This window comes from Streptomyces sp. NPDC005494, from assembly GCF_042872025.1.
Classification (GTDB): domain Bacteria; phylum Actinomycetota; class Actinomycetes; order Streptomycetales; family Streptomycetaceae; genus Streptomyces.
Window position 1 is genome coordinate 41,205 of record NZ_JBIAJR010000005.1, and the last position, 22,606, is coordinate 63,810.

The following is a 22,606-nucleotide window of genomic DNA, read 5'->3' on the forward strand; positions in this document are numbered from 1 at the left end:
CCGGTAACGGTGACATGACGTACAGGAAGCGGTGTGACTGCGGTGCCGTCCCTGTAGCCGCCGTCCTCACCGTAGGTGAAGCCCCTGCCCGGACTCCCCCCGGAGCCCGGACAGGGTGGCTCTCAGCCGGTGCGGCGGCGCAGGACGCGAAAGGCGACGGCTACGGCCGCGGCAGCCAGGGCGAGCAGGATGCCGGTCTCGACGAGCTGGAGGGGCCAGAAATGTGAGGCGGGGTGGTAGTCGAGGTAGTGGCTGGTGATGTCGTGGTCGGTCATGCACTGGAGCCGGTCCGCCTCGGACGCGGACTGCGAGCACACCGTTCCCGTCAGCCGTTCGCCGCCGCTGGTGAGGTCGCCCGTCTCCACCCACCACATGCCCTCTTTGGCGTTCAGGGTCTCTCCGGTGAGCGTTCTCGGGGGCCACAGTTCCTGGCGCCGGTAGGTGAGGACCGTGAGGGCCGTGCCGGTGACGAGAGCGGAGACGGCCAGTGCGGGGAGGGTGCGGCGTATCAGCAGGCCGGCGAGCGCTCCGACGCACATCCCGAAGAAGGTATGGGCGAGGGGGAGGACTCCCGAAGTGCTGAAGACAGGTGCGTCATGCCACTGGACGGGGTAGGGCGTGTCCGCGTAGGACCGTGCCCAGGTGAGTACGGCCGTCAGCACGGACACACCGGCCAGCAGCAGCGCGGCGGGTACGGCGAGCTTGGCGGCGAGCCATCGGGCGGGCGACACGGACTGCGTCCAGGAGAACTTGAAGGTGCCGCTCTCGAGTTCCCTGGCGATCATCGGTCCCGCGACGAACGCGCTGACGATCACCGGCAGAACCCTCAGCACCAGGCCGGCGAGGTTGAACACCCCGCTGAGGGCGCCCATGCTGTCCAAGTAGTCGCGGACGGGTTGGTAGCAGCTGCGGCCAGGGTCTCCCTCGGCCGAGCAGGGGCCCGACTCGAAGGTGTCGACGACGTGGGCCGACCACAGGGCGGTCGCGACCAGGGCGATCACAGCGGCCAGGGCGAGCCCGCCCGCGATCCACAGTGTCCACCGGTGCTGCCGTACGACGACGAGGGCGGGGCCGCGCAGCGAGGGTCGGGCAGGGGTCAGGGTGCTCATATCGCGGCCACCTCCTGTCCCGCGTGTGCGCTCGGGGTGAGCAGCGCGGGGGCTTCGGGCGAGCGGAGGTGGGCCAGCAGCAGCTCCTCCAGCGAAGGTTCCGTGACGTCCCAGGCGGCGGGGTCCACCGGCCCCTCCTTCCGCACCAGGGCGGTCATCTGGCGCCCCGTCGTGCGTGACTCGACGACGGTGTGCGGGGCGAGGTCACGGGCCTGGCCGGTGAGCACGGCGTGCGCGGCGACGATGTCGTCGCTCTCGCCGCCGAGGCGGACCCGGCCGCCGTCGACGAACAGGAGGTAGTCGCAGGAGCCCTCCAGCTCGGTGAGGATGTGCGAGGACATCACGATGGTGGTGGACTGCTCGGCGGCCTCGGCCATCAGCAGCCCCATCAGCTCGTGCCGCGCGAGCGGGTCGAGGTCGGCCATCGGCTCGTCCAGCAGCATCAGTTCGGGCCGCTTGCCCAGCGCGAGCGCGAGGGCGAGGCGGGTGCGCTGGCCGCCGGAGAGCGCCTTGACCTTGGCGTCCTGCGGGAGCGGTCCGGCGATCCGGGCGGCGGCCTCGCGGTCCCAGGTGCCGGGGTTGAGCTCGGCCCCCGCCCACAGGGTGTCGGCCACCGTGAGCTGCGGGTACAGCGGCTTGTCCTGGGAGACGTACGCGATACGGGGCCGCGCCTCGCCAGGGGTGCCGCCGAGCACCCGCACCGAGCCCTCGGAGGGCCGGAGCAGGCCGGCGGCGAGGGCGAGCAGCGTGGACTTGCCGGCGCCGTTGGGCCCGACGAGGGCGCATATCCGCCCGGCGGGCAGCCGGAACGAGCAGTCGCGCAGCGCCCACCCGCTCTTGCGCCCGTAGGTCATACCGAGGCCGTTCGCCTCGATCGCGGCGCCTGTCATGAGTCCTGGTCCCCCTTGAATGTGCTGTCCAGTACGTCGTTGAAGAGCGCGCTCACGTCGTCCTTGTCCAGTCCGGCGGCGCGTGCCCTGCGGGTCCACTCGGTGAGTTCGGCGCGCAGGGGCGGATCGGTGGTGGCCGCGGCGCTCCCGAGGGTGCGGCGGACGAAGGTGCCGAGGCCGCGGCGGGCCTCGACGAGGCCTTCGCGTTCCAGCTCGCGGTAGGCCTTGAGCACCGTGTTCGGATTGATGGCCGTGGCCTCGACGACCTCACGTGCCGTGGGCAGCCGGTCGCCCGGCTCCAGCACACCGAGGCGCAGCGCCTGCTTGGTCTGCTGCACGATCTGGAGGTAGGTGGCGACGCCGCTGCGCCGGTCGATGCGGAACTCGACCGCTGCGGACTCTGCCAAGGTCACCACCCTTTCACTAATTGAGTAGTGAAAGGGTGGCCTAAGAGAGGGGCGGCGTCAAGTGACGCCGCCCCGGCAGGCGTTGGGGTGCTCAGGTCTCCGTGCGGTACATGAGGTCGACCTCGTGCGTCGTGAAGCCCATCCGCTCGTACACCGAGAGCGCGGCCGGATTGTCGGCGTCCACGTAGAGCATCGCCGTCGGCAGGCCCTGGGAGGCCAGGTGGCGCAGCCCGATCGCGGTGAGCGCCTTGCCGAGGCCGGTGCCCTGCGCGTCGGGACTGATGCCGACGACGTACACCTCGCCGAGCTCCTCCGCGGCGTGCACCTTCGTCCAGTGGAAGCCGATGATCGCGCCGTCGCGCTCGGCCAGGAAGAAGCCCTTCGGGTCGAACCAGGGCTCGGCCTTGCGGTCGTCGAGGTCCCGCTGGGTGAGGGAGCCCTGCTCGGGGTGGTGGGCGAAGGCGGCGCTGTTCACCGCGAGCCAGGCGGTGTCGTCCCGGCCGGGCACGAAGGTGCGGACCGTGACCCCCTCCGGGAGGACGGGCTCGGCGATGTCGAGGCCGGTCAACGGGCGCCGGAGCTGGCGCAGTTCGCGGAAGAGCGAGAGTCCGAGCACCTGGGCCAGATGCCGGGCCGCCGACTTGCCGCCGTGCGCCCAGACCCGAAGCCGCTTCCCGGTCGCGGCGAGCAGGGCGGCTCCCAGTGCGCGGCCGTGCCCCCGGCCGCGGTGGGAGGGGTGCACGACCAGCTCGGCCGCCGGGGCCTCGACGGGGTCGGTGTCCTCCAGCTGCGCGTATCCGGCAAGCACCCCGTCGACGAGGAGCAGGAAGTGCCGGACGCCCTCGCGGTGCCCGCCCCGCAACTGCAGCTGCCCCTGCTCGGACACGGCCTGACGGCCGTCGGTCTCGGCCGCCTCGCCGAGGAGCGCGAGAACGGCGTCGGCCTGCTCAGGGGTGAGCGCGTCGAGGGTCTCGATCTCGCGCCCGGGGGAGGGGAGGGGTGCGTCAGTCGTCATGGGTACGAGCGTACGGCGCCGGGCCGGCCGGCCGTGGCCGGCGACGGCGCGGGTGACGTACGGGCGCGGTGACGTTTCTGCTCGGATATGTACGCCCGACGGGTGATCGACCCCTTTCTGGTCGGTCGGCAACCAGTTCGTAACCACAAACACCTGTCGCGCTACGCGCGTTGACTCTAGGCTGCCGCAGCAGGATTCAGACACTTTCAAGGGGACCGATGTCAGCGACTCCGCAGAAGAACCGTGTGCCCCGGCGGGTGCTCGCCGCCACGGCCGGACTTGTCACCGTCGGCGCGCTCGTCGCCGCGATGCCGGCAGGCGCCCAGGACAAGGGCCACGGCCACCACCAGCCCCGCACCGTCGACGTGCAGCTGCTCTCCTTCAACGACCTGCACGGCAACCTGGAGCCGCCGGCCGGTTCGGCAGGCGAGGTGAAGGAGACGCGGGCCGACGGCACGGTGAAGCCCGTCCCGGCCGGCGGCGTCGAGTACCTCGCGACCTCGCTGCGCACGGCGCGCCAGGGACACGCGTACTCCGTCACTGCGGCCGGTGGCGACATGGTGGGCGCGAGCCCGCTGCTGTCGGGGCTCTTCCACGACGAGCCCACCATCGAGGCGCTCAACGGGCTCGACCTCGACGTGACGGCCGTGGGCAACCACGAGTTCGACGAGGGGGCCGCGGAGCTCGCCCGTCTGCAGAACGGTGGCTGCCATCCGGTCGAGGGCTGCTACGAGGAGGGCAGGGAGTTCGAGGGCGCGGACTTCCCGTACCTCGCGGCCAACGTGACGAACGAGAAGACCGGCAAGCCGGTCCTCAAGCCGTACACCGTGTGGAAGAAGAACGGTGTCAAGATCGGCTTCATCGGTGTGACCCTGGAGGGCACGCCGAACATCGTCACGGCCAACGGCGTCAAGGGCCTGAAGTTCCACGACGAGATCGAGACGGTCAACAAGTACGCCAAGGAGCTGGACCGTCAGGGCGTCAAGTCCATCGTGGCCCTGATCCACGAGGGCGGGGCCCCGGCCTCGTCCTCGTACAACTACGACTGCGACAGCCCGGGCGCCGGTGACGGCATCTCCGGCCCGATCGTGGACATCGCCAAGGGCATCACGCCCAAGGTCGACGCCCTGGTCACCGGTCACACCCACCAGGCGTACGTGTGCACGGTCCCGGACCCGGCAGGTAAGCCGCGCATGGTCACCTCGGCGTCGTCGTTCGGCAAGGTCTACACGGACACGACCCTCACCTACGACCGCCGCACCAAGGACATCGTCCGTACGTCGGTGCAGTCGGCGAACCACATCGTCCGCCGGACCCAGGACCCGGCCGACGACATGACGACCCTGATCACCCGCTGGAACAGGCTCGCCGCTCCGATCGCGGGCCGCCCGCAGGGCTACATCTCCGCCGACATCGACGGCCGGGGCTCCACGGAACTCGAGAAGCCGCTCGGCAACCTGATCGCCGACGCCCAGCTGGAGGGCCTGGCGCCCGCGGACAAGGGCGGCGCGGTCGTCGCGTTCATGAACCCGGGCGGTATCCGCTCCGACCTGGTGTACACGGCGTCCGGCAGCGAGGGCGACGGGGTGGTGACGTACGGCGAGGCGTTCACGGTCCAGCCGTTCACCAACATGATGAACGTCGTCGACCTCACCGGCGCGCAGCTGGTGGCAGCCCTCCAGCAGCAGGTCAGCGGTTCCAACGAGGCGTCACCGAAGATCCTCCAGGTCTCGAAGGGCCTCACCTACACGCTGGACATGACGAAGTCGGGCGCCGAGCGGGTGGTCGCGTCCTCGATCCTGCTGAACGGTGAGGCGATCGACCCGGCGAAGAGCTACCGGGTCGCGATGAACGAGTTCCTCGCGGGCGGCGGCGACGGCTTCGCCGCCCTCGGCCAGGGCACGAACAAGCTGGTCGGTCCGTCCGACCTGGACCTGTTCAACGCCTACCTGGCGGCCCACTCCACGGCTTCGGCACCGCTGGCCCCGCCGGCCACGGACCGGATCACGCTCGTGAAGTAGTCAGCCGTACGTGTGCGGAAGCGGGGCGGCGGGCCGGGAGGGCCCGTCGCCCCGCTCCCGTCTCCGGCCCCCGCCGGAGCGTGCCGGGCGGCGGCAGGCGATATCCGGCCCGGGCGGGCTCTCCGGGCGGCCCGGCCCTGTTCCGCACTTGACGAGTCCCCGTCATAATTCCGATGCCCCTCCCCCCACGGCAGCCGGAGGCACACCCCCATGAGCCCGTACACCGCCACCCGCCGGAGCTTCCTCACCGGTTCGCTCGCCGCCACCGCCGGAATCCTGCTCGGCGGGACACCGGCCGCCGCGGCGCCCTCGGCGGCCCTCGGCACGCAGGACTGGATGGCCGCCCTCGCGGACTCCACGCCGCTGCGACGCCTCACGATCCCGGGAACGCACAACGCCGGTGCGCGCTACGGCGGCCCCTGGACGGAATGCCAGAACACGACGGTGGCCCAGCAGCTCGACAGCGGCATCCGCTTCCTCGACGTCCGGTGCCGGATCACCGGCGACGCGTTCGCCATCCACCACGGGGCCTCGTACCAGAACCTGATGTTCGGCGACGTGCTGGTCGCCTGCCGGGACTTCCTCGCCGCGCACCCCTCGGAGACCGTGCTGATGCGGGTCAAGCAGGAGTACTCGCAGGAGAGCGACGCCGCGTTCCGGCGGATCTTCGACATCTACCTCGACGGCAAGGGCTGGCGTCCGCTCCTGCGCCTGGACTCCACGCTGCCGGACCTCGGGGGCGCGCGTGGCAAGGTCGTGCTGCTTGCCGACAACGGCGGCCTGCCCGGCGTCCGGTACGCCGATCCGGCGGTCTTCGACATCCAGGACGACTACATGGCGGAGCCCTTCGGGAAGTACCCGAAGATCGAGGCGCAGTTCCGCAAGGCCGCGCAGCAGCCCGGAAAGCTGTTCGTGAACTACGTGAGCACCGCGGCCCTGATGCCGCCGCGCTGGAACTCCGACCGGCTCAACCCGCAGGTCCACGCGTTCCTCGACGGGCCGGAGGCATCGGGTTGGACCGGTCTGGGGATCGTCCCGCTGGACTACCCGGCGACCCGCTCGGGCCTGGTCGAGTCGCTGATCCGGCACAATCCGGCGGCCTGAACCCCGCTCACCGCTCCGGCGGCGGCTGCGGTGCCCCCGGCAGCCGGATCGAGGCGACCGTGCCGCCGCGCAGGCTGCCCGCGGGGTAGCTCCGGTGTGCTCGCTTGCGTTTCTTTCGAATTGTGTCATGCTGTGGAGACCCCCGAAGGAGACCGAGCCATGAACGGCACTACCGAAGACCGCACTCTCCTGCCCGAGCACCGGGCGGAGATCGCTGAGCTCTGCGCCTTCCTCGACCGGACACCCCAGGCTGCCGAACCTGCCCTGCTGCGAGGCCCGGACGGCAGCACACGCACCCTGCCCTCAGAGGTCTACGAGGCCCTCATGGTGGTGGTCAGGGCTTTGTCGGAGGGCAAGGCGGTGACCGTCGCCCCGGTGAACACCACACTCACCACCCAGGAGGCCGCGGACCTGCTGGGGGTCAGCAGGCCGACGTTCGTCAAGATCCTGGACGAGGGGGGCGTGCCTTTCTCCCGTCCGGGCAGACATCGCCGCGTGCTGCTGGAGGATGTACTGGCGTACAAGGAGAAGCGCCGTGTGCAGCGTCGGCAAGGGCTGGACCGACTGGTCGAACTGACCGAGGACGCCGGTCTCTACGATCATTGACCCGTGACCCGACCGACTCAACTGGAGCGATGTGCAGCGCGTCGTCCTGGACACCTGCGTTCTCTTCCCCAACTACCTCAGGGATACGTTGCTCCGCCTCGCCGAGGCGGAGCTGTACGAGCCGCTCTGGTCGGGGGACATTCTCGACGAGTTGCTGCGAAACGTTGCTGAGCGGATCGAGGAGACCAAGGCCAGGCGCTGGTCGATGCAATGGCAGGCACGTTTCCGGACAGCCTCGTAACCGTGTACGCGGCGCTCGAGCAGATCATGGCGAATGACCCGAAGGACCGCCATGTGCTGGCGGCGGCTGTGCGTGGGCAGGCGCAAGCCGTCGTCACCCTGAACGTCAAGGATTTCCCGCCGGAAGCCGCCGATCCGTACGACATCGAAGTGCTGCGTCCGGACGACTTTCTGCTGGACCTGCTCGACCTCGCCCCGGTCGAGGTGAACTATGTACTCCGCGTGCAGGTCGCCCGCTACCGGCGCGCGCCGCGTGATCTGCACGGATTGCTCGACAGGCTGGACGCCGACGGTGCTCCGCAGTTCGCCGCGGAATTCCGCCGGCGCCTCTGACGGACACCAGCTCACCGCCCCGGCGGCGGCTGCGGTGCCCCCGGGAGCCGGATCGAGGCGACCGTGCCGCCGCCGTCCGCCGGGTTCAGGGCGATCTCGCCGCCCGCCTGCTGGACCGTGCGGGCCACGATGGACAGGCCGAGGCCCGAGCCGGGCAGCTGGCGGGCCGAGGGGGAGCGCCAGAAGCGGTCGAAGACGTGCGGGAGCTCCTCGGCCGGGATTCCCGGGCCGTGGTCCCGCACGGTCAGCTCACCCCGGTGCAGGGCCACGTCGATCGTCCCGCGCTCCGGGCTGAACTTCACCGCGTTGTCCAGCACGTTGACGACCGCCCGTTCCAGCGCCGCGGGCTCAGCGCGGACGTACCAGGGGGCCAGTTCGGCGGTGATGGTCAGCTCCGGGCCGCGCAGCCTGGCGCGCTGGAGGGCGGTGCGGGTGATGTCGTGCAGTGCGACGACCTGGAGGGGGCCGGGCTGGGCGGCGTCGGGGCGGGAGAGCTCCTGGAGGTCGCCGATGAGTGCTGCCAGCTCGGTCATCTGGGCCTTGACCGAGGACATCAGGGCCTTGCGGTCCTCGGGAGGGATGGCACGGCCCGTGTCGTCGCTGCGGGCCAGCAGCTCGATGTTCGTACGGAGCGAGGTGAGCGGGGTGCGCAGCTCGTGGCCGGCGTCGGCGATGAGCTGGGACTGGCGGTCGCGCGAGGTGGCCAGCGAGCTGGTCATGGAGTTGAAGGAGCGCGAGAGGCGGGCGATCTCGTCGTCGCCCTCCGCTGGGATCCGGATGGTCAGGTCCTCGGTCTCGGCCACGTGCGCGACGGCGTGCGCGAGGTCGTCCACGGGGCGCAGACCGGTACGGGCGATCCACAGGCCGGCCGCACCCGCGCCGACGACGCCGACCCCGGCGACGAGGGCCAGGACCCAGGCGAGCGTGGACAGCGGGTCGGTGACCTCGCTCATGGGGCGGGCGGTGGAGACCGCGAGGCTCCCGGCCTGCGTCCCGGGGCCCCTGACTTCCAGTGGCGTGGTGTAGACCCGCATGTCCGCGCCGTTCTCGGCCGTCTCCGTGTGCAGGGCGTAGGCACGCTGCCGCTTGGCCACCTCCAGGTCTTCGGGGGTCACCGGAAGCCTCGAAGTCGCGGCCTCGGAGGCGATGCAGACCGTGCCCTGGGAGTCGATGAGCTGCACCGTCACGCCGGTGAAGGGCCGGGGTTCCTGGGAGGTCCCGCCCTGGCAGTACGTGTACAGCTGCGACAGGTAGAGCTGGTCGACCTTGGAACCGCGCAGCGTCCTGTCCAACTGCTGCTCCAGCTGCTGCTGCGTCACGAACCAGCACGCCGCGGCTACCGCGGCCACCGCGATGGCGACCGCCGCCGCGACCAGCAGGGCGAGCCGCGAGCGCAGCGGCAGGGCGCGCAGTCTGCGGGGCAGGCCGGTCACCCGTCACCGCCCCCGGCGCGCAGGGCGTAGCCGACGCCGCGCACCGTGTGGACGAGGCGCGGCTCGCCGCCGGCCTCCGTCTTGCGGCGCAGGTACATCACGTACACGTCCAGGGAGTTGGAGCTGGGTTCGAAGTCGAAGCCCCAGACGGCCTTGAGGATCTGCTCGCGGGTCAGTACCTGACGGGGGTGGGCCAGGAACATCTCCAGCAGGGTGAACTCGGTGCGGGTCAGCTCGACGCGGCGGGTGCCGCGGGTGACCTCGCGGGTGTTCAGGTCCATGCGGAGGTCGGCGAAGGACAGCACGTCGTCGTCGGGCACGTCGGCCCCCGCCGCGGTCGCGTACGAGCTGCGGCGCAGCAGGGCCCGGATGCGGGCGAAGAGCTCGTCCAGCTCGAAGGGCTTGACGAGGTAGTCGTCCGCGCCGGCGTCGAGACCGGTGACCCGGTCGCCGACGGTGTCCCGGGCGGTGAGCATCAGGATGGGGGTGGTCGATCCCGTGGCCCGGATGCGCCGGGCCGCGGTGAGGCCGTCCATGCGGGGCATCTGGATGTCCAGGACGATCAGGTCGGGGGCGTACGCCTCGGCCTTGGCCAGGGCGTCGTAACCGTCCACGGCCACCTCTGTTCCGTACCCCTCGAAGGCGAGGCTGCGCTGCAGCGCCTCGCGCACGGCGGGCTCGTCGTCGACGATCAGGACACGCTGCGGATCGTCTTCGGCGGGGGTCATCGCTTCTTCGTCCTCTTCCTCTTGTCGCCGGTGCGGCGGTGCGGTGTCCTCAGCCTCGCACGGCCGCCGCACGGCGTCGCGCGGCACGGCGTCCGCGGCTCGTGCCGCCGCGGATCTCGGGCGGGCGGGTGGCCGCCGGGGCGGGTGCCCGGGCCGCCAGTTCGGCGGCCAGGGCGAGCGGCAGGGCCAGGCCGGACGGGCCGGCGGCCGTGTGGTCCGTTACGGGGTTCATGAGGATCTCCTGGTCAGGAACCGTCGCCGGAGCGAAGGGTGTCCAGGTCGGCCTTGAGGGTGTCGACCGGGATGGCGAAGCCGAGGCCCACGCTGCCCGCAGCGGTGCTGCCCGAGGTGCTGGACGAACTGGGGGAGTACATGGCGGAGTTGATACCGATGATCTCGCCGTTCATGTTGATGAGGGCGCCGCCGGAGTTTCCGGGGTTGAGCGAGGCGTCGGTCTGGATGGCCTTGTACGTCGTGGTGGAGGAGCCGGTGTCGCCGTTGAACTGCTGGCCGCCGAACTCGAACGGCCACTGCTGACCGCCCTGTTGCTGTTGCTGCTGCTGGCCCTGCTCCTCGTCCTTCGCGACCGTGACATCGCGGTCGAGCGCCGAGACGATGCCGCTGGTGACCGTGCCGGTGAGGCCCTCGGGCGAGCCGATCGCCACGACCTGGTCGCCGACCTTGACCGAGGAGGAGTCGCCGAGCGAGGCCGTCTTCAGCCCGCTCGCGTTCTGGAGCTTGATGAGCGCCAGGTCCTTGTCGGGGTCGGTGCCGACGACATCGGCGGTGTACGACTTGCCGGTGCTGAGGGCCACCTTGATCTGGGAAGCGCCGGAGATGACGTGGTTGTTGGTGACGATCTCGCCGTCCGACGTGATGACGACGCCCGAGCCGGTGGCTTCGCCCGCCGAGGACGTCGCGGTGATCTCGACGATGGCCGGCGACACGGCCGCCGCCACGCCCGAGACGGTGCCCGCGCTGCTCTGCGAGACGGTGGTGCCGCTGACGACGCCGCTGGAACCGGAGCTGCTGGAGCTGCTGCCGCCCGCCAGCTCTCCGATGAGGGTGGCGGTGCCGCCGCCGACCGCCGCCGCGGCGATGGCCACAGCGGCCAGCAGTGCGAACGGCCGCTTGACCCGCCGCCGGGGCTGCGCGTCGCCCGGGCCTTCCCCGACGAGGGCGGGCCCGGGGGCCGGCCAGGCGTAGGCGGGGGAGGGGGACCCGGCGGCCTGCGGGCCGGGCTCGTAGGCCGGGGGCGGCGGCCACGCCGCCTCGCCACTGCCGTACGCGGCGCTGCCGTGCGGGGCGGCGGTGCTGTCCGACGTAACGCCGTGCGGCGCGGTGCCGTACGCGGCGCCGCCGTGCGGGGCGGCGCCCTGCGGGGCGCTGCCGTGCGAAGAGCTGTCGTACGAACCGTTGTCGTACGAACCGTTGTCGTTCGAGGGGGACATCGGGTACTCGCCGCTCGGGCGGTGGCTGTCGGTCATGTCTACGAGAGTGGACAGCGAACATGAGAGCAGCCTGAGTGCCCCCTGAGAAGCCCGGCAGAACCGTGTATGCCCGATATAAGGGGGCGCTCCGCTACGCCGGGGTGACCGTGGGTTCGCCGCAGCCGCACGACCGGCGTACCACCAGCGCGGACGGGAACTGCTTCAGCCGCTCGCGCCGCGAGCCCGAGACGCGCAGGGAGTCGTCGAGCACGAGGTCCACTGCCGCCCGGGCCATCGCGGGCCGGTCGGAGAACACCGTCGTCAGCGGCGGATCGGTGAGTCCCGCCTCCTTGACGTCGTCGAAGCCGGCGACCGCGAGCTCCCCGGGCACGTCGATGCGGAGCTCGCGCGCGGCCCGCAGCACCCCGATGGCCTGGTCGTCCGTCGAGCAGAAGATGGCCGGGGGCCTGTCAGGACCGGAGAGCAGGTCCAGGGCGACCTTGTAGGCGTCGTAACGGTTGTAGGGGGCGTGGAAGAGCCGGCCCTCGGTCGGCCGTCCGGCCTCCTGCATCGCCCTGCGCCAGCCCTCGATGTGGTCGGCGACGGGGTCACCGACGACCGGGGTCGACTCCATGCCGCCGAGGCACGCCACATAGGCGTTCCCGTGCTCCAGGAGGTGCCGGGTGGCGAGCTGGGCGCCGCCGATGTCGTCGGTGACGACCGCGACGTCGTCGATCGCCTCGGGGCGTTCGTGCAGCAGGACGACGCGGGCGTCCCAGGCCTCGATCTCGGCCGCCGCCCGCTCGCTGGGTCCCTGGCTGACCAGGATCAGCCCGGAGACGCGCATGCCGAGGAAGGCCCGGAGGTAGTGGACCTCGCGCTCGTCGCGGTAGTCCGAGTTGCCGACGAGCACCATTTTCCCGCGCTCGGCGGCGGCTTGTTCGACGGCGTGGGCCATCTCCGCGAAGAAGGGCTGCCGGGCGTCCGGCACGATCATGCCTATGAGGTCGGTGCGCCGCGACGCCATCGCCTGGGCGACCCGGTCGGGCCGGTACCCCAGCTCCTTGATCGCGGCGAGCACCCGCTCGCGCGTGGCCGGGGCAACCGGCCTGGGTCCGTTGTTGATGACGTAGCTGACGACCGCTGTCGAGGTCCCCGCCAGTCTCGCCACATCGTCCCGCGTCACCTTGGCCACGCGCGGCAGTCTACGCGGATCGACCCGCCGCTAGGCAGGCCGGACCGGGGCTTCTTCGGTGATCTCGGCCTCCGCCGACTGCTCCGGACGGGAGACGTCCTCCGCCGCCGCCTTCGCTGCCGCCTTGGCCTTGGCGTCGTCGGAGTTCCGCTCGGCCTTCTCGGGGGTGACGAAGCGGTAGCCGACGTTACGGACGGTGCCGATCAGCGACTCGTGCTCGGGGCCGAGTTTGGCGCGCAGCCGCCGTACGTGGACGTCGACCGTCCTGGTGCCGCCGAAGTAGTCGTAGCCCCAGACCTCCTGGAGCAGCTGCGCACGGGTGAAGACCCGGCCCGGGTGCTGCGCGAGGTACTTGAGCAGTTCGAATTCCTTGAAGGTCAGGTCGAGGACCCGGCCCTTGAGCTTGGCGCTGTACGTCGCCTCGTCGACCGACAGGTCGCCGTTGCGGATCTCCATCGGGGAGTCGTCGGCGGTGATCTGCTGGCGGCCGGTGGCCAGCCGCAGCCGGGCCTCGACCTCGGCGGGACCCGCGGTGTCCAGCAGGACGTCGTCGATGCCCCAGTCGGCGGTGACGGCTGCGAGGCCGCCCTCCGTCACGACGAGGATCAGCGGACAGCCGGGCCCGGTGGACCGCAGCAGCTGGCACAGCGAGCGCACCTGCGGGAGGTCGCGGCGGCCGTCGATGAGGATCACGTCGGCACCCGGGGTGTCGACGAGCGCGGGTCCTTCGGCGGGGGCGACCCGCACGCTGTGCAGCAGAAGGCCGAGGGCGGGGAGCACCTCCGTCGACGGTTGGAGGGCATTCGTCAGAAGCAGCAGTGAACTCATCGCCGCCCACCTGCCTGGGTCGTCGGTCGATCGTGCACGGTTAGCTCGCCCATTACGTCGGTCCTCCTCGTTCCCTGCGAGAGGGGCACTCCCGGGTCGGACCCGGGGGAGTATGCGGCACTGCTTCGTACTGCCGTACGGGCCTTCACCTGCGAGGGCCGTCATACGGTTTTTACCGTGCGGTCCCGCGCCCGGGGACCGCTGAGCTTGTGGAAACGCTGCCGTAACAACGCTCGGAAAGCACAAAAGGACCCGGGGGCTTCTCTGCCCGGATCCTCTTCGCAGCAGAATAGCCCACATGAGTTCTGTGTCCGAGGGTCGTTTCACGAGTTCTTCTGTTCCCTCGATCACGCCCACCCCCCGGCGCACCACGTTGCTGACCGGTGACGGGGTCCGTATCGAGGCGGTGTACACGCCGTGTACGGCAGGTGCCGCGGCCGACGGAGGTCCCGCTTCCGGAGGAACGGCCGTGGTCCTCGCACACGGGTTCACCGGGTCGGCCGACCGGCCGGCCGTGCTGCGGGCCGCTGAGGTGTTCGCCCAGCGTGCGGCTGTGATCACCTTCTCCTTCCGGGGGCACGGGAGGTCCGGCGGGCGGTCCACGGTGGGCGACCGGGAGGTACTGGATCTGGCGGCCGCGGTCTCCTGGGCGCGGTCGCTCGGACACCGGCGGATCGTTACGGTCGGGTTCTCCATGGGCGGCTCCGTCGTGCTCCGGCACGCCGCTCTGTATACGGCGCCCGAAGCCGGCGAACCCGGCGCGGAGAAAGAGAAGACGCCGGGGGCTGATCGGGTGGGACGGCGCAGAGAGCGCATCGAGGCGCACTGGGAGCGCACAGGGGCGCATACGGACGCGGTCGTCGCTGTGAGTGCTCCGGCGCGCTGGTACTACCGGGGCACGGCTCCGATGCGCCGCCTGCACTGGGTGGTCACCCGTCCCACGGGCCGGCTCGTCGGCCGCGTTGGCTTCCGCACCCGGATCCACCGCGAGGACTGGGACCCCGTCCCGCTCTCACCGGTCGAGGCGGTCCCGTTGATCACCGCGCCGCTGCTGATCGTGCACGGCGACCGTGACCCGTACTTCCCGGTCGACCACCCCCGCATGCTGGAAGCGGCCTCGCGGGGGCACGCCGATTTCTGGCTGGAGCACGGCATGGGGCACGCCGAGAACGCGGCGGACGAGAAACTCCTGACCCGCATCGCCGACTGGACGGAGTCGGCGTGATTCATGATGGACAGCCGACGTACGAGGAAAGGGGTGCCGCCATGGCAGCGGGAACCATCCGCTACTGGGCCGCGGCCAAGGCCGCCGCGGGGACCGCGGAGGAGCCGTACGCGGCGGAGACGCTCGCCGAGGCGCTCGACGGGGCACGCGAGCGTCACCCGGGAGAACTCACGCGGGTGCTGCTGCGGTGCTCGTTCCTGATCGACGGGAATCCCGTGGGGACCCGCGGTCATGAGACCGTACGGCTTGCCGAGGGCGGCACGGTCGAGGTGCTCCCGCCGTTCGCAGGAGGGTGAACCGAAGACCATGAGCAACAGCGATCAGCAGTATCCGTACGACCCGGGCCACGGGCAGCAGCCGTACGACCCGGCGTACGGCCAGCAGGCGAACGAGCCGGCATACGGACAGCAGTACGGGCAGCCGGCGGCCGACCTGGCGTACGGCCAGCCGCAGCAGTACGGGCAGCAGGACGGGCGGCAGGTGAACGACCCGGCGTACGGACAGCACCAGCAGGCGGCCGACCCGGCATACGGGCAGTACCAGCAGTACGGGCAGCAGCCGCACGGCGGGCAGCAGTACGGGCAGCAGCCGCAGCAGCAGCCGGTCGTGTATCCGGAGCACGGTGTCCCACAGGGTGGACAGGGCGACCAGGGAGTGGCCCAGACCTGGCAGGGCCAGACCTGGGACACCCAGTACCAGCCGACGATCCGGCCCCAGCACGCCGCACAGGCACCCGCCCCCGCGCAGGCCGCCTATCCGCTGCCGCCCGAGGCGCCGGCAGCCCAGGCCGCCCCGGTCGCTCCCGCCGCTCCCGAGGCGCCGGCCGCCGTACCCGGCGAGTCCGGCGAGGCCGGCGCGTCCGGCTACGGTGCGCCCACCACCCTCGGCGGCGACAGGCTCACCGCAGCCCAGCGGGCCCGGGCCGAGGGGCGTTCGCCGATCATCGCGCCGGGCCTCCAGCCCGCCGCGATCACCGCCGGCCTCGGTCTGCTGCTCGCGCTCGGCGCCGCGATCGGGTCGTACGCCCTGCTCGTGCCCCTGATCCTGCTCCAGGCCGTGACCGCCGCCGGATGGTTCCGGCTCAACGGCATGTGGCCGGCCAGGCAGGGCATCGCCCTCGCCTTCGCCGGTGGCTTCGTGGCGGACGTCGTCCTGCTCGTGGCGGGCCGGAGCAACGCCCCGGCGGCCATCCTGGGCACGCTCGGCGTCTGGGTGCTGCTGACGCTCGTCCTCCAGCTGCGCAGCCACGCCGGGGCCGACGAGCGGATGTACGGCCTGACGGCCACCGTCGCCTCGGCCGCGCTGGCCGTCCTGGCCGCCGGACATCTGGCGGCCGTCCCCGACGCGGTGACGGTGGGCGGGATCGCGGTCGCCGTGGGCGTGCTCGTGCGGGCCCTTCCGCTGCCCGGTCCCGTCTCCGTCGTCGTGGCGCTGCTCGCCTCGGCGGGTGCCGGCCTGGCCGCCGGGGTGTTCACGGACTTCGGCGCGCAGGCGGCGTTCCTCGGGTTCGCGGCGGGTGGCTGCGCGCTGATCGGGCTGCGGGTGGCGAGCTACGACTATCCGTCCCGCTTCGTGCACATGACGGCAGGGGTGGCGCTGCCGCTGACGGCCGCGGCTCCCGCCGTCTATCTGATCGGCCGTGCGATCGCCTGACCTCCCGCACTCCCCTCTTTCCCGCTCGTCGGGAACCGGCCGGGCCTTCCGCTCGTCGATCACTCCGGGTGCGGCGCGTGGCGGCAGTAGGCTCACGGCACCAGAGGTCCGGCCGGTCCGAGTGGGGGAACAACAGGCATGCGCGCACTGCGAATACTGCTGATCATCGCTGTGGTGCTGGGCGGCGTCTTCGTCGCCGTGGACCGCGCCGCCGTGTATTTCGCCGAGTCGGAGGCCGAGGGCCGGGTCGCCTTCGCCGGTGCCGATGCGGGTTCGACCGAGGTGTCCATCAAGGGCTTCCCCTTCCTGACGCAGGTGGCGGGTTCGGAGCTCGACCAGGTCGACGTCACGGTCAAGGACATCCGGGCCAGCGCGGCCGGCCGGGAGCTGCGGATCGGTGAGATCCGCGCCGAGCTGCACCAGGTCACCCTGGGCGCCGGCTACACCAGTGCGACGGCATCCCGGGCCACCGGGACGGCCGTCGTCTCGTACGAGGCGCTCACCGAGGCGGCCGACGACGGGGTCACGGTCGCCTACGGCGGCGACGGCAAGGTCAAGGTCACCGGCTCGGTCCGCATCCCCCTGCTGAACCGCGAGCTCACGCGCAGCGTGCTGTCGACCGTCACCCTGGTCGACGGCGACACGGTCAAGGTCCACGCCGACGAGGTGCCGGGTGAGGGCATCCCCGGTCTCGAAGGTCTGGTCAGGCAGAAGACGGACTTCGAGCGCGGTATCAGCGGCCTGCCGGACGGTCTGAAGCTGGAGAAGATCGAGGTGGCCCCCGGTGGTCTGGAGATATCGATGACGGGCGCCGATATCGACCTCGCCGGCTGAGACCAGGTGCCACGGCCAGCGCTGACGGCCACCTGCCGGGCGGGGTAGGGGCCGGTCCGGCGGGGTAGGGACCGCACGGGCGAGCGGACAGTGGATCCGGATGATGAGACGGCCGGGTCCGATGCGCAGAAGTTCTTCGCCACACACCGCCGCTCGACGGGCCCAGCGAGGGGTTCAGGGCTGATGCGTCTCGCATCGCGGACGATCGTGTCTCATCATGCGACACGACGGTGACATCTCCACCCGTACCTCCCTACGATCGGACGCATGAAGCGACAGGCGGACCTCACGAAGCGGCGGGCAGTAGACCTGTGCCGCGTCGCCGCCATGCTCTGTCGCACCTTCTGAGCGGGACCTCTCCCGTCTTCCCCCGGCCCTTCGACTCTCTCAGGGCCGAGCCCGTGCCTTCCGTACGCGTTCCGGCACGTACCTGCGCGTACACCCCGCACCCGCACACCGCACCACCCCGCCGCAGACTGCCCCGGAGGAGAAACACATGAGCCGCGCAGACGTTCTGGTCGACGCCGACTGGGTCGAGGCCCACATCGACGACCCGCAGGTCGCCATCGTCGAGGTCGACGAGGACACCTCGGCGTACGAGAAGAACCACATCAAGAACGCGATCCGGATCGACTGGACCAAGGACCTCCAGGACCCGGTCCGCCGTGACTTCGTCGACCAGGCCGGCTTCGAGAAGCTCCTGTCCGAGAAGGGCATCGGCAACGACACGCTGGTCGTCCTCTACGGCGGCAACAACAACTGGTTCGCTTCCTACGCGTACTGGTACTTCAAGCTGTACGGCCACGAGAACGTCAAGCTGCTCGACGGCGGCCGCAAGAAGTGGGAGCTCGACTCCCGCGACCTGACCGACGTCGTCCCGACGCGCCCGGCCACCGAGTACAAGGCCAAGGCCCAGGACGAGTCGATCCGCGCCTACCGCGACGACGTCGTGAAGGCGATCGGCAGCCTGAACCTCGTCGACGTGCGTTCGCCCGACGAGTTCAGCGGCAAGCTGCTCGCCCCGGCGCACCTCCCGCAGGAGCAGTCGCAGCGCCCCGGCCACGTGCCGAGCGCCCGCAACATCCCGTGGTCGAAGAACGCCAACGACGACGGCACCTTCAAGTCGGACGACGAGCTCAAGGCCCTCTACGAGGACGAGCAGGTCGACCTGTCGAAGGACACCATCGCCTACTGCCGCATCGGTGAGCGCTCCGCGCTCACGTGGTTCGTGCTGCACGAGCTGCTCGGCCAGGAGAACGTCAAGAACTACGACGGTTCGTGGACCGAGTACGGCTCCCTCGTGGGTGTGCCGATCGAGCTCGGCGCCAACAAGTAATTCCGCAGGATCCGATCAGCAGGACCCCGACCAGAAGGACAGAACACCATGTGTGGAGCACAGGCCGGCGGCCCCGACGCTTCGACGATCAAGCCGGGCGAGACCACGATCCAGGGCAGCGTGACCCGCGACGGCGAGCCGGTCACCGGCTACGTCCGTCTGCTGGACTCGACCGGTGAGTTCACGGCCGAGGTCCCGACCTCGGCGACCGGACAGTTCCGCTTCTACGCGGCCGAGGGCACCTGGACGCTGCGCGCCCTGGTTCCGGGCGGCACCGCCGACCGTACGGTCGTGGCGCAGACCGGTGGCCTCGCCGAGGTCGCCATCGCCGTGTAGTTCACGCGCGGATACGGCCGGAGGGCCGCACCCCAGGTGGTTGGACGCCACCTGTACCGGGGTGCGGCCCTTCGTGCCGTCCACGGGCATCCGGCCGCGCGGGCGGTCGGCAGGGCGCCGTCCGGGGGACCGGCGGGTGCCGGCGCGGGTACCGCGCGGGTGCCGCGTGCAAGGAGAGTTCCGGGCCCGGGAGTTCTACGCTGGAGACATGTACGCCCGGCGTAGGCGCCTCTACTTCCTGATGATGGGCGGATGCCTCTTCCTCTTCGTGTCCGCCTGGGCCTTCGTGCGTCTGTGGTCCGTCCCGGCGGCGGTGGCGATGTGCGTGGTCGCCATGATCGTGCCGCCCGTCGCCGCCGTGATCGCCAACCGGCGGGGACCGGACGACCGCTGGTGGGACGACCCCTCCGGTGACCCGCAGTCGGACGAGTGGTGGGACGAACTCGACGGCAAGAAGCGCCGCTAGGCAGGGCACACGGTCCCGCCCGATGTGGCGGGCGGGAAGCCCTTGACCGGTCCGGTCGGGTGGACGACGGCGGTCCGGTCGGGGTGGATGAGTGCGGTCCGGTCAGTAGACGAGTGCCTGGGTGCCGTCCGTCATGGCCTCCTGCACGAAGACCTGGGCACCCGCGATCCGTACGCCCTCCAGGACGTCCTTCTCCGTGATGTCGCGCCGAGCCGCGCACTGGGTGCAGAGCGTGAGCCGCCCGCCCGCCAGGATCGAGTCCAGCAGATCGGGCAGCGGTGCGGAGTGCGGCAGTTCGAACTCGGCGGCACGGCCCGGCAGGGCGAACCAGGCGGATTCGCCGGTCAGCCACAGCGAGACCTCGACCCCACTGGCGACGGCCACGGCGGCCACGGTGAAGGCCTGCGAGCAGCGCTCGGGGGCATCGGCTCCGGCGGTCACCTTGATCACGAGCTTCTTCGACATGTACCGAACTGTAATCCGCAGTGGTGCAACCTCCCCTGTGACCTGTGGGTCAGTTGTGTGCACAGGTGATCGAACCTGGGCTTCAGGTCTCTTGGGGGGACCCTTTTGGAACCGAACGACACCATTCCCGAGGTGCCGGCCGTCGCGATTCCCGTGGAGCAGGCCGTCGCGCCCGCCGTCCCGTCGCGCCCTCGGCCGCGCGGCCGTACGGCCCTGCTGATCGCCGCCGCCGCGCTGCTCGGCATCTCCGGCGGCACGGCCGTCGGCTACGGGATCCAGGCCGAGCGGCCTCCGACACCACTGCCCGCGCTCTCGCAGCCGGAGCTCGCGTATCCGGCGAAGGCGCTGCCCGCGGACAAGGTCCCGGCCCCGCTGCCCGCCTCGCAGGACCGGCAGGTCAAGACGGACGGCGACCTGCGCAAGCTGCTCATCGACCGCCCGGCGGGCTGGAGCGAGGACAAGGAAGCGGACTGGCTGGACGACGGCTGGATGACCGTGGGTGACCTTGCGCGCGAATTCAAGAGCGACGACGGCATGTTCGAGTACTTCCTGGAGTCGGACATACGCCGCATCGCAGCGGCCGCCTGGAAGAAGGGCACGCACCGCGAGGCGGAGATCCGTCTCGTCCAGTTCTCCTCCGGGGTGGACACCGCGGCCGCCGACTTCGCCGAGGGGCAGCGTTCGTACATGTCCGAGGCCGAAGCGGGCGCGGGCAACGAAGGCGACGCGGTCAAGGGGAGCGGCGAGGGCCGCTACTACGTCTACGGCGTCGACCGGAAAGCCGGTTACCTGCCGTTCTACCGGGCCAGGGCCGTCATGCACCGCGGCGACGTCATGGTCGAGATCAACCTGTTCGACACCCGGCCGATCAGCAAGAAGGACATCCGGACGCTGGCCGAGCGACAGCTGGAGCGCCTGTGAATGACATGACCCTGCCTGACCCGCAGGATTCGGCAGCGACCCCGACCTCGGCCCCGGCACCGCAAGCGGCCCCGGCATCGACCCCGGCTCCCGAGGCAACCCCGGCCCCGGCAGCGACCCCGGCCCCGGCAGCGACCCCCGCTCCCGAGGTGACCCCGGCCCCGGCAGCGGCCCCGGACGTCCGGACAGCCGAGGTCCCCGGCACCCCCGCGCGCACCGGCCGGGCCCGGCGGCTCCTGCTCACGGCCCTTCCCTTCGTGCTGGTGCTGGGCGCCGTCGGAGGCGCCGGTGCGTACACGGCGGTCACGGTCGACAGCGCGGACCGCACCGTGGAGACCACGCTCTGGGAGGTGTCCGACCGCAAGCCCGGCAAGGACCCCGCGGGCGCCGTCGACCGGGGCCGTTCCGGCACCGAGCTCAGCAAGCTCCTGCTGCCGGTGCCCGAGGGCTACCGGCTCGGTCCGGACGACGCCGGGTACGGCAACGACGACGAGGTGGACGGCAGGCGGGCCGCCGCCACGATGAAGGAGTCCAGCCGAGGGCTGGCGGGCAAGAAGCGCCGGGAGTACGAGAAGCGGATCGACAAGCTCCGCGTGCAGGGCCTCGCTCTCCGGTCGTACGTCTCCGTGCACAACGACCTGGAGGTGCACGCCGAGATCGTGCGGATGAAGGACAAGAGCGCCGTCCGGGACTTCTACACCTTCCAGACAGAGCTGTTCGACTTCCTGGGGATCTTCCGCGACGGCCCGAAGGTCAAGGGCCACACCCGGAAGGCGACCTGCTACGTGCAGCCCAAGGACAGCGAGAGCGGCATCGAGGACATGGTGTGCGCGGCCTACGACGGCGAGCTGAGCATCACCTACCGGGCCACCGGCATCAAGCCCGTCGACAAGGCCGCCGTCGCCGAGATGCTGAAGGACCAGCTGGACCACATCACGTCCCCGGGGGAGTACGTATGACCGAGCAGACGGCCCCACCGGCCGACGTGGCCGTTGCCGCCACGACCACCCTCCCGCCGGTCCCGGAGGGCCCGCCGCCTCCTTCCGCGCTGGAGGAGGGCCCCGCGCCCGCCGCACCCCGCCCGCCGCGCCGCGTGCTGCGGGCCGTCCTCCGGTGGACGGCCGCCGTGCTCGTCATGGGCGGGCTGGGAGCAGGCACCGTCGCGGGCATCACGTCGATGAAGCGCACCGACGTACCGGGCCTCGCCACCCGCGACGACGGGCGGTGGGACTTCCCGGCACTGACCCTGCCCGCCCTTCCTGCCGACGCGCCCCGTCCGTTCAGCGATTCCAACATCGCGGAGGTCCACCACGCGGACCTGCGGCGCCTGCTCGTGCCGGCTCCTGCCGGTGCCACCGAGGTCAAGGGCCTCGACGGCGGGTGGGTGGACACCGCCCGGTACGTCGCCGAGTACGGCAAGGGCGATCGCGCCGCTCTCACCCAGCACCTGAAGGACTCCGCCCTGCGGCACATAGCCGCGCGCGGCTGGACCATGCCGGACGGCACGTCGTCCCGGGTCTATCTGCTCCAGTTCAACTCGGTCGCGTACTCCACGGCCTTCCACGACGAGATCTACGAGCACGAGTCGCTCGACTCACTGCCGCTCCCCCTCGCCGGGACCGCCGAGTCCGTGTTCGACGAGGACTGGACCGCCACGGCCGGGGCGGAATTCACCACGGCGCACGTCTACTCCGAGCCGGAGCCGTACGGCGCCGAGCAGGTCCGCTTCGCCTACGTGCTGGCGGGGGACACCGTCGCCCTGATCGTCCACAGCCGTGACGGGAAGGAGGGGACGGAAGCCGTTCCCTTCCACCAGACGCTGATCCTTCAGAACCAGCTCCTGGGCTGAGCCGACCGCGCCCGGGGGAAACCCCGGGCCGCCGTGCCGGGCCCCCACCCATTAGGCTGGGGGCCCGGCCGTCCGCTGCCGTCACGTCGTTCGTCCCGAGGAGCTCCCGTGCTTGAGGCTTTCTTCTCCGCCCTGCTGGTCCTGGTGTGTGTCGGCGTGCTCGCCTTCGCCGCGGTGACCGT

Annotated in this window: 27 protein-coding genes; 16 read left to right on the forward strand and 11 right to left on the reverse strand. The window is 71.2% G+C overall.

The features are described 5' to 3' along the window. Positions 1-122: 122 nt before the first annotated feature. From ACFYQ6_RS16420 to mshD, 4 genes are all read right to left on the reverse strand, one after another. A complete protein-coding gene (locus ACFYQ6_RS16420; RefSeq protein WP_388763472.1) occupies positions 123-1,109 on the reverse strand; it encodes a hypothetical protein in 987 nt (328 codons plus the stop codon). Beyond that, a complete protein-coding gene (locus ACFYQ6_RS16425; RefSeq protein ID WP_361578585.1) occupies positions 1,106-1,999 on the reverse strand; it encodes an ABC transporter ATP-binding protein in 894 nt (297 codons plus the stop codon). The genes ACFYQ6_RS16420 and ACFYQ6_RS16425 overlap by 4 nt, the downstream gene beginning before the upstream one ends. After that, on the reverse strand, positions 1,996-2,406 hold the full coding sequence (locus tag ACFYQ6_RS16430) for a GntR family transcriptional regulator (RefSeq protein WP_388763474.1): 411 nt from the start codon (positions 2,404-2,406) through the stop codon (positions 1,996-1,998). Before ACFYQ6_RS16430 ends, ACFYQ6_RS16425 begins: the two co-directional genes overlap by 4 nt. Before the next feature lie 91 nt (positions 2,407-2,497). Then, on the reverse strand, positions 2,498-3,421 hold the full coding sequence (mshD, locus tag ACFYQ6_RS16435) for a mycothiol synthase (RefSeq protein ID WP_361578579.1): 924 nt from the start codon (positions 3,419-3,421) through the stop codon (positions 2,498-2,500). A gap of 218 nt (positions 3,422-3,639) precedes the next feature. On the opposite strand from mshD, the gene ACFYQ6_RS16440 reads away from it, so the two are divergent. From ACFYQ6_RS16440 to ACFYQ6_RS16460, 5 genes are all read left to right on the forward strand, one after another. Further along, entirely contained in the window at positions 3,640-5,442 is a 1,803-nt protein-coding gene (locus ACFYQ6_RS16440) for a bifunctional metallophosphatase/5'-nucleotidase (RefSeq protein WP_361578576.1), read from the forward strand. Between the two features lie 210 nt (positions 5,443-5,652). After that, positions 5,653-6,546 carry a phosphatidylinositol-specific phospholipase C gene (locus tag ACFYQ6_RS16445; protein WP_361578573.1) on the forward strand — a complete coding sequence of 298 codons (894 nt, stop codon included), beginning with the start codon at positions 5,653-5,655 and terminating at the stop codon, positions 6,544-6,546. A gap of 159 nt (positions 6,547-6,705) precedes the next feature. Next, complete coding sequence (locus ACFYQ6_RS16450) at positions 6,706-7,152, forward strand: helix-turn-helix domain-containing protein (protein WP_361578570.1); 447 nt, start codon at positions 6,706-6,708, stop codon at positions 7,150-7,152. Between the two features lie 31 nt (positions 7,153-7,183). After that, positions 7,184-7,393 carry a hypothetical protein gene (locus ACFYQ6_RS16455; protein WP_388763477.1) on the forward strand — a complete coding sequence of 70 codons (210 nt, stop codon included), beginning with the start codon at positions 7,184-7,186 and terminating at the stop codon, positions 7,391-7,393. 2 nt (positions 7,394-7,395) lie between these two features. Then, positions 7,396-7,725, forward strand: a complete 330-nt coding sequence (locus ACFYQ6_RS16460) for a hypothetical protein (RefSeq protein ID WP_388763479.1) — start codon at positions 7,396-7,398, stop codon at positions 7,723-7,725. 11 nt (positions 7,726-7,736) lie between these two features. On the opposite strand, the gene ACFYQ6_RS16465 is transcribed toward ACFYQ6_RS16460, so the two are convergent. From ACFYQ6_RS16465 to ACFYQ6_RS16490, 6 genes are all read right to left on the reverse strand, one after another. After that, a complete protein-coding gene (locus ACFYQ6_RS16465) occupies positions 7,737-9,158 on the reverse strand; it encodes a HAMP domain-containing sensor histidine kinase (RefSeq protein WP_361578564.1) in 1,422 nt (473 codons plus the stop codon). Beyond that, positions 9,155-9,886 (reverse strand): response regulator transcription factor, encoded by a 732-nt coding sequence (locus tag ACFYQ6_RS16470; RefSeq protein ID WP_361578561.1) that lies wholly within the window; start codon positions 9,884-9,886, stop codon positions 9,155-9,157. Before ACFYQ6_RS16470 ends, ACFYQ6_RS16465 begins: the two co-directional genes overlap by 4 nt. A gap of 49 nt (positions 9,887-9,935) precedes the next feature. Further along, positions 9,936-10,118 carry a hypothetical protein gene (locus ACFYQ6_RS16475; protein WP_361578558.1) on the reverse strand — a complete coding sequence of 61 codons (183 nt, stop codon included), beginning with the start codon at positions 10,116-10,118 and terminating at the stop codon, positions 9,936-9,938. 13 nt (positions 10,119-10,131) lie between these two features. Continuing rightward, entirely contained in the window at positions 10,132-11,373 is a 1,242-nt protein-coding gene (locus ACFYQ6_RS16480) for a S1C family serine protease (protein ID WP_388763482.1), read from the reverse strand. A 94-nt stretch (positions 11,374-11,467) separates the two neighbouring features. Continuing rightward, positions 11,468-12,511 carry a LacI family DNA-binding transcriptional regulator gene (locus tag ACFYQ6_RS16485; RefSeq protein ID WP_361578552.1) on the reverse strand — a complete coding sequence of 348 codons (1,044 nt, stop codon included), beginning with the start codon at positions 12,509-12,511 and terminating at the stop codon, positions 11,468-11,470. A gap of 30 nt (positions 12,512-12,541) precedes the next feature. After that, positions 12,542-13,339 (reverse strand): winged-helix domain-containing protein, encoded by a 798-nt coding sequence (locus tag ACFYQ6_RS16490; protein WP_388763484.1) that lies wholly within the window; start codon positions 13,337-13,339, stop codon positions 12,542-12,544. 298 nt (positions 13,340-13,637) lie between these two features. On the opposite strand from ACFYQ6_RS16490, the gene ACFYQ6_RS16495 reads away from it, so the two are divergent. From ACFYQ6_RS16495 to ACFYQ6_RS16530, 8 genes are all read left to right on the forward strand, one after another. Further along, complete coding sequence (locus ACFYQ6_RS16495; RefSeq protein ID WP_361578546.1) at positions 13,638-14,564, forward strand: alpha/beta hydrolase; 927 nt, start codon at positions 13,638-13,640, stop codon at positions 14,562-14,564. A 41-nt stretch (positions 14,565-14,605) separates the two neighbouring features. After that, entirely contained in the window at positions 14,606-14,860 is a 255-nt protein-coding gene (locus tag ACFYQ6_RS16500; protein WP_145804646.1) for a MoaD/ThiS family protein, read from the forward strand. Positions 14,861-14,870: 10 nt separating this feature from the next. Beyond that, on the forward strand, positions 14,871-16,217 hold the full coding sequence (locus ACFYQ6_RS16505) for a hypothetical protein (RefSeq protein ID WP_361578542.1): 1,347 nt from the start codon (positions 14,871-14,873) through the stop codon (positions 16,215-16,217). Between the two features lie 138 nt (positions 16,218-16,355). Beyond that, positions 16,356-17,051, forward strand: a complete 696-nt coding sequence (locus ACFYQ6_RS16510) for a DUF2993 domain-containing protein (protein WP_361578539.1) — start codon at positions 16,356-16,358, stop codon at positions 17,049-17,051. 267 nt (positions 17,052-17,318) lie between these two features. After that, positions 17,319-17,399 (forward strand): putative leader peptide, encoded by an 81-nt coding sequence (locus tag ACFYQ6_RS16515; RefSeq protein ID WP_350310325.1) that lies wholly within the window; start codon positions 17,319-17,321, stop codon positions 17,397-17,399. A 148-nt stretch (positions 17,400-17,547) separates the two neighbouring features. Next, entirely contained in the window at positions 17,548-18,387 is an 840-nt protein-coding gene (locus ACFYQ6_RS16520) for a sulfurtransferase (protein ID WP_361578536.1), read from the forward strand. A gap of 48 nt (positions 18,388-18,435) precedes the next feature. Further along, the gene (locus ACFYQ6_RS16525; RefSeq protein WP_014154938.1) at positions 18,436-18,723 is read left to right on the forward strand and encodes a DUF1416 domain-containing protein; all 288 of its coding nucleotides are present in this window, start codon (positions 18,436-18,438) and stop codon (positions 18,721-18,723) included. Between the two features lie 208 nt (positions 18,724-18,931). Beyond that, the gene (locus ACFYQ6_RS16530; protein WP_361578533.1) at positions 18,932-19,189 is read left to right on the forward strand and encodes a DUF3099 domain-containing protein; all 258 of its coding nucleotides are present in this window, start codon (positions 18,932-18,934) and stop codon (positions 19,187-19,189) included. A gap of 102 nt (positions 19,190-19,291) precedes the next feature. Here the strand turns inward: ACFYQ6_RS16530 and ACFYQ6_RS16535 are convergent, their stop codons facing one another. Beyond that, positions 19,292-19,654 carry a DsrE family protein gene (locus ACFYQ6_RS16535; protein WP_073743536.1) on the reverse strand — a complete coding sequence of 121 codons (363 nt, stop codon included), beginning with the start codon at positions 19,652-19,654 and terminating at the stop codon, positions 19,292-19,294. A 105-nt stretch (positions 19,655-19,759) separates the two neighbouring features. On the opposite strand from ACFYQ6_RS16535, the gene ACFYQ6_RS16540 reads away from it, so the two are divergent. From ACFYQ6_RS16540 to ACFYQ6_RS16550, 3 genes are all read left to right on the forward strand, one after another. Continuing rightward, a complete protein-coding gene (locus tag ACFYQ6_RS16540; protein WP_388763488.1) occupies positions 19,760-20,575 on the forward strand; it encodes a hypothetical protein in 816 nt (271 codons plus the stop codon). Positions 20,576-20,724: 149 nt separating this feature from the next. Next, the gene (locus tag ACFYQ6_RS16545) at positions 20,725-21,534 is read left to right on the forward strand and encodes a hypothetical protein (RefSeq protein ID WP_388763490.1); all 810 of its coding nucleotides are present in this window, start codon (positions 20,725-20,727) and stop codon (positions 21,532-21,534) included. Continuing rightward, positions 21,531-22,424: a hypothetical protein gene (locus ACFYQ6_RS16550; RefSeq protein WP_361578529.1), complete on the forward strand. Its 894-nt coding sequence runs from the start codon at positions 21,531-21,533 to the stop codon at positions 22,422-22,424. The genes ACFYQ6_RS16545 and ACFYQ6_RS16550 overlap by 4 nt, the downstream gene beginning before the upstream one ends. Positions 22,425-22,606 lie beyond the last annotated feature (182 nt).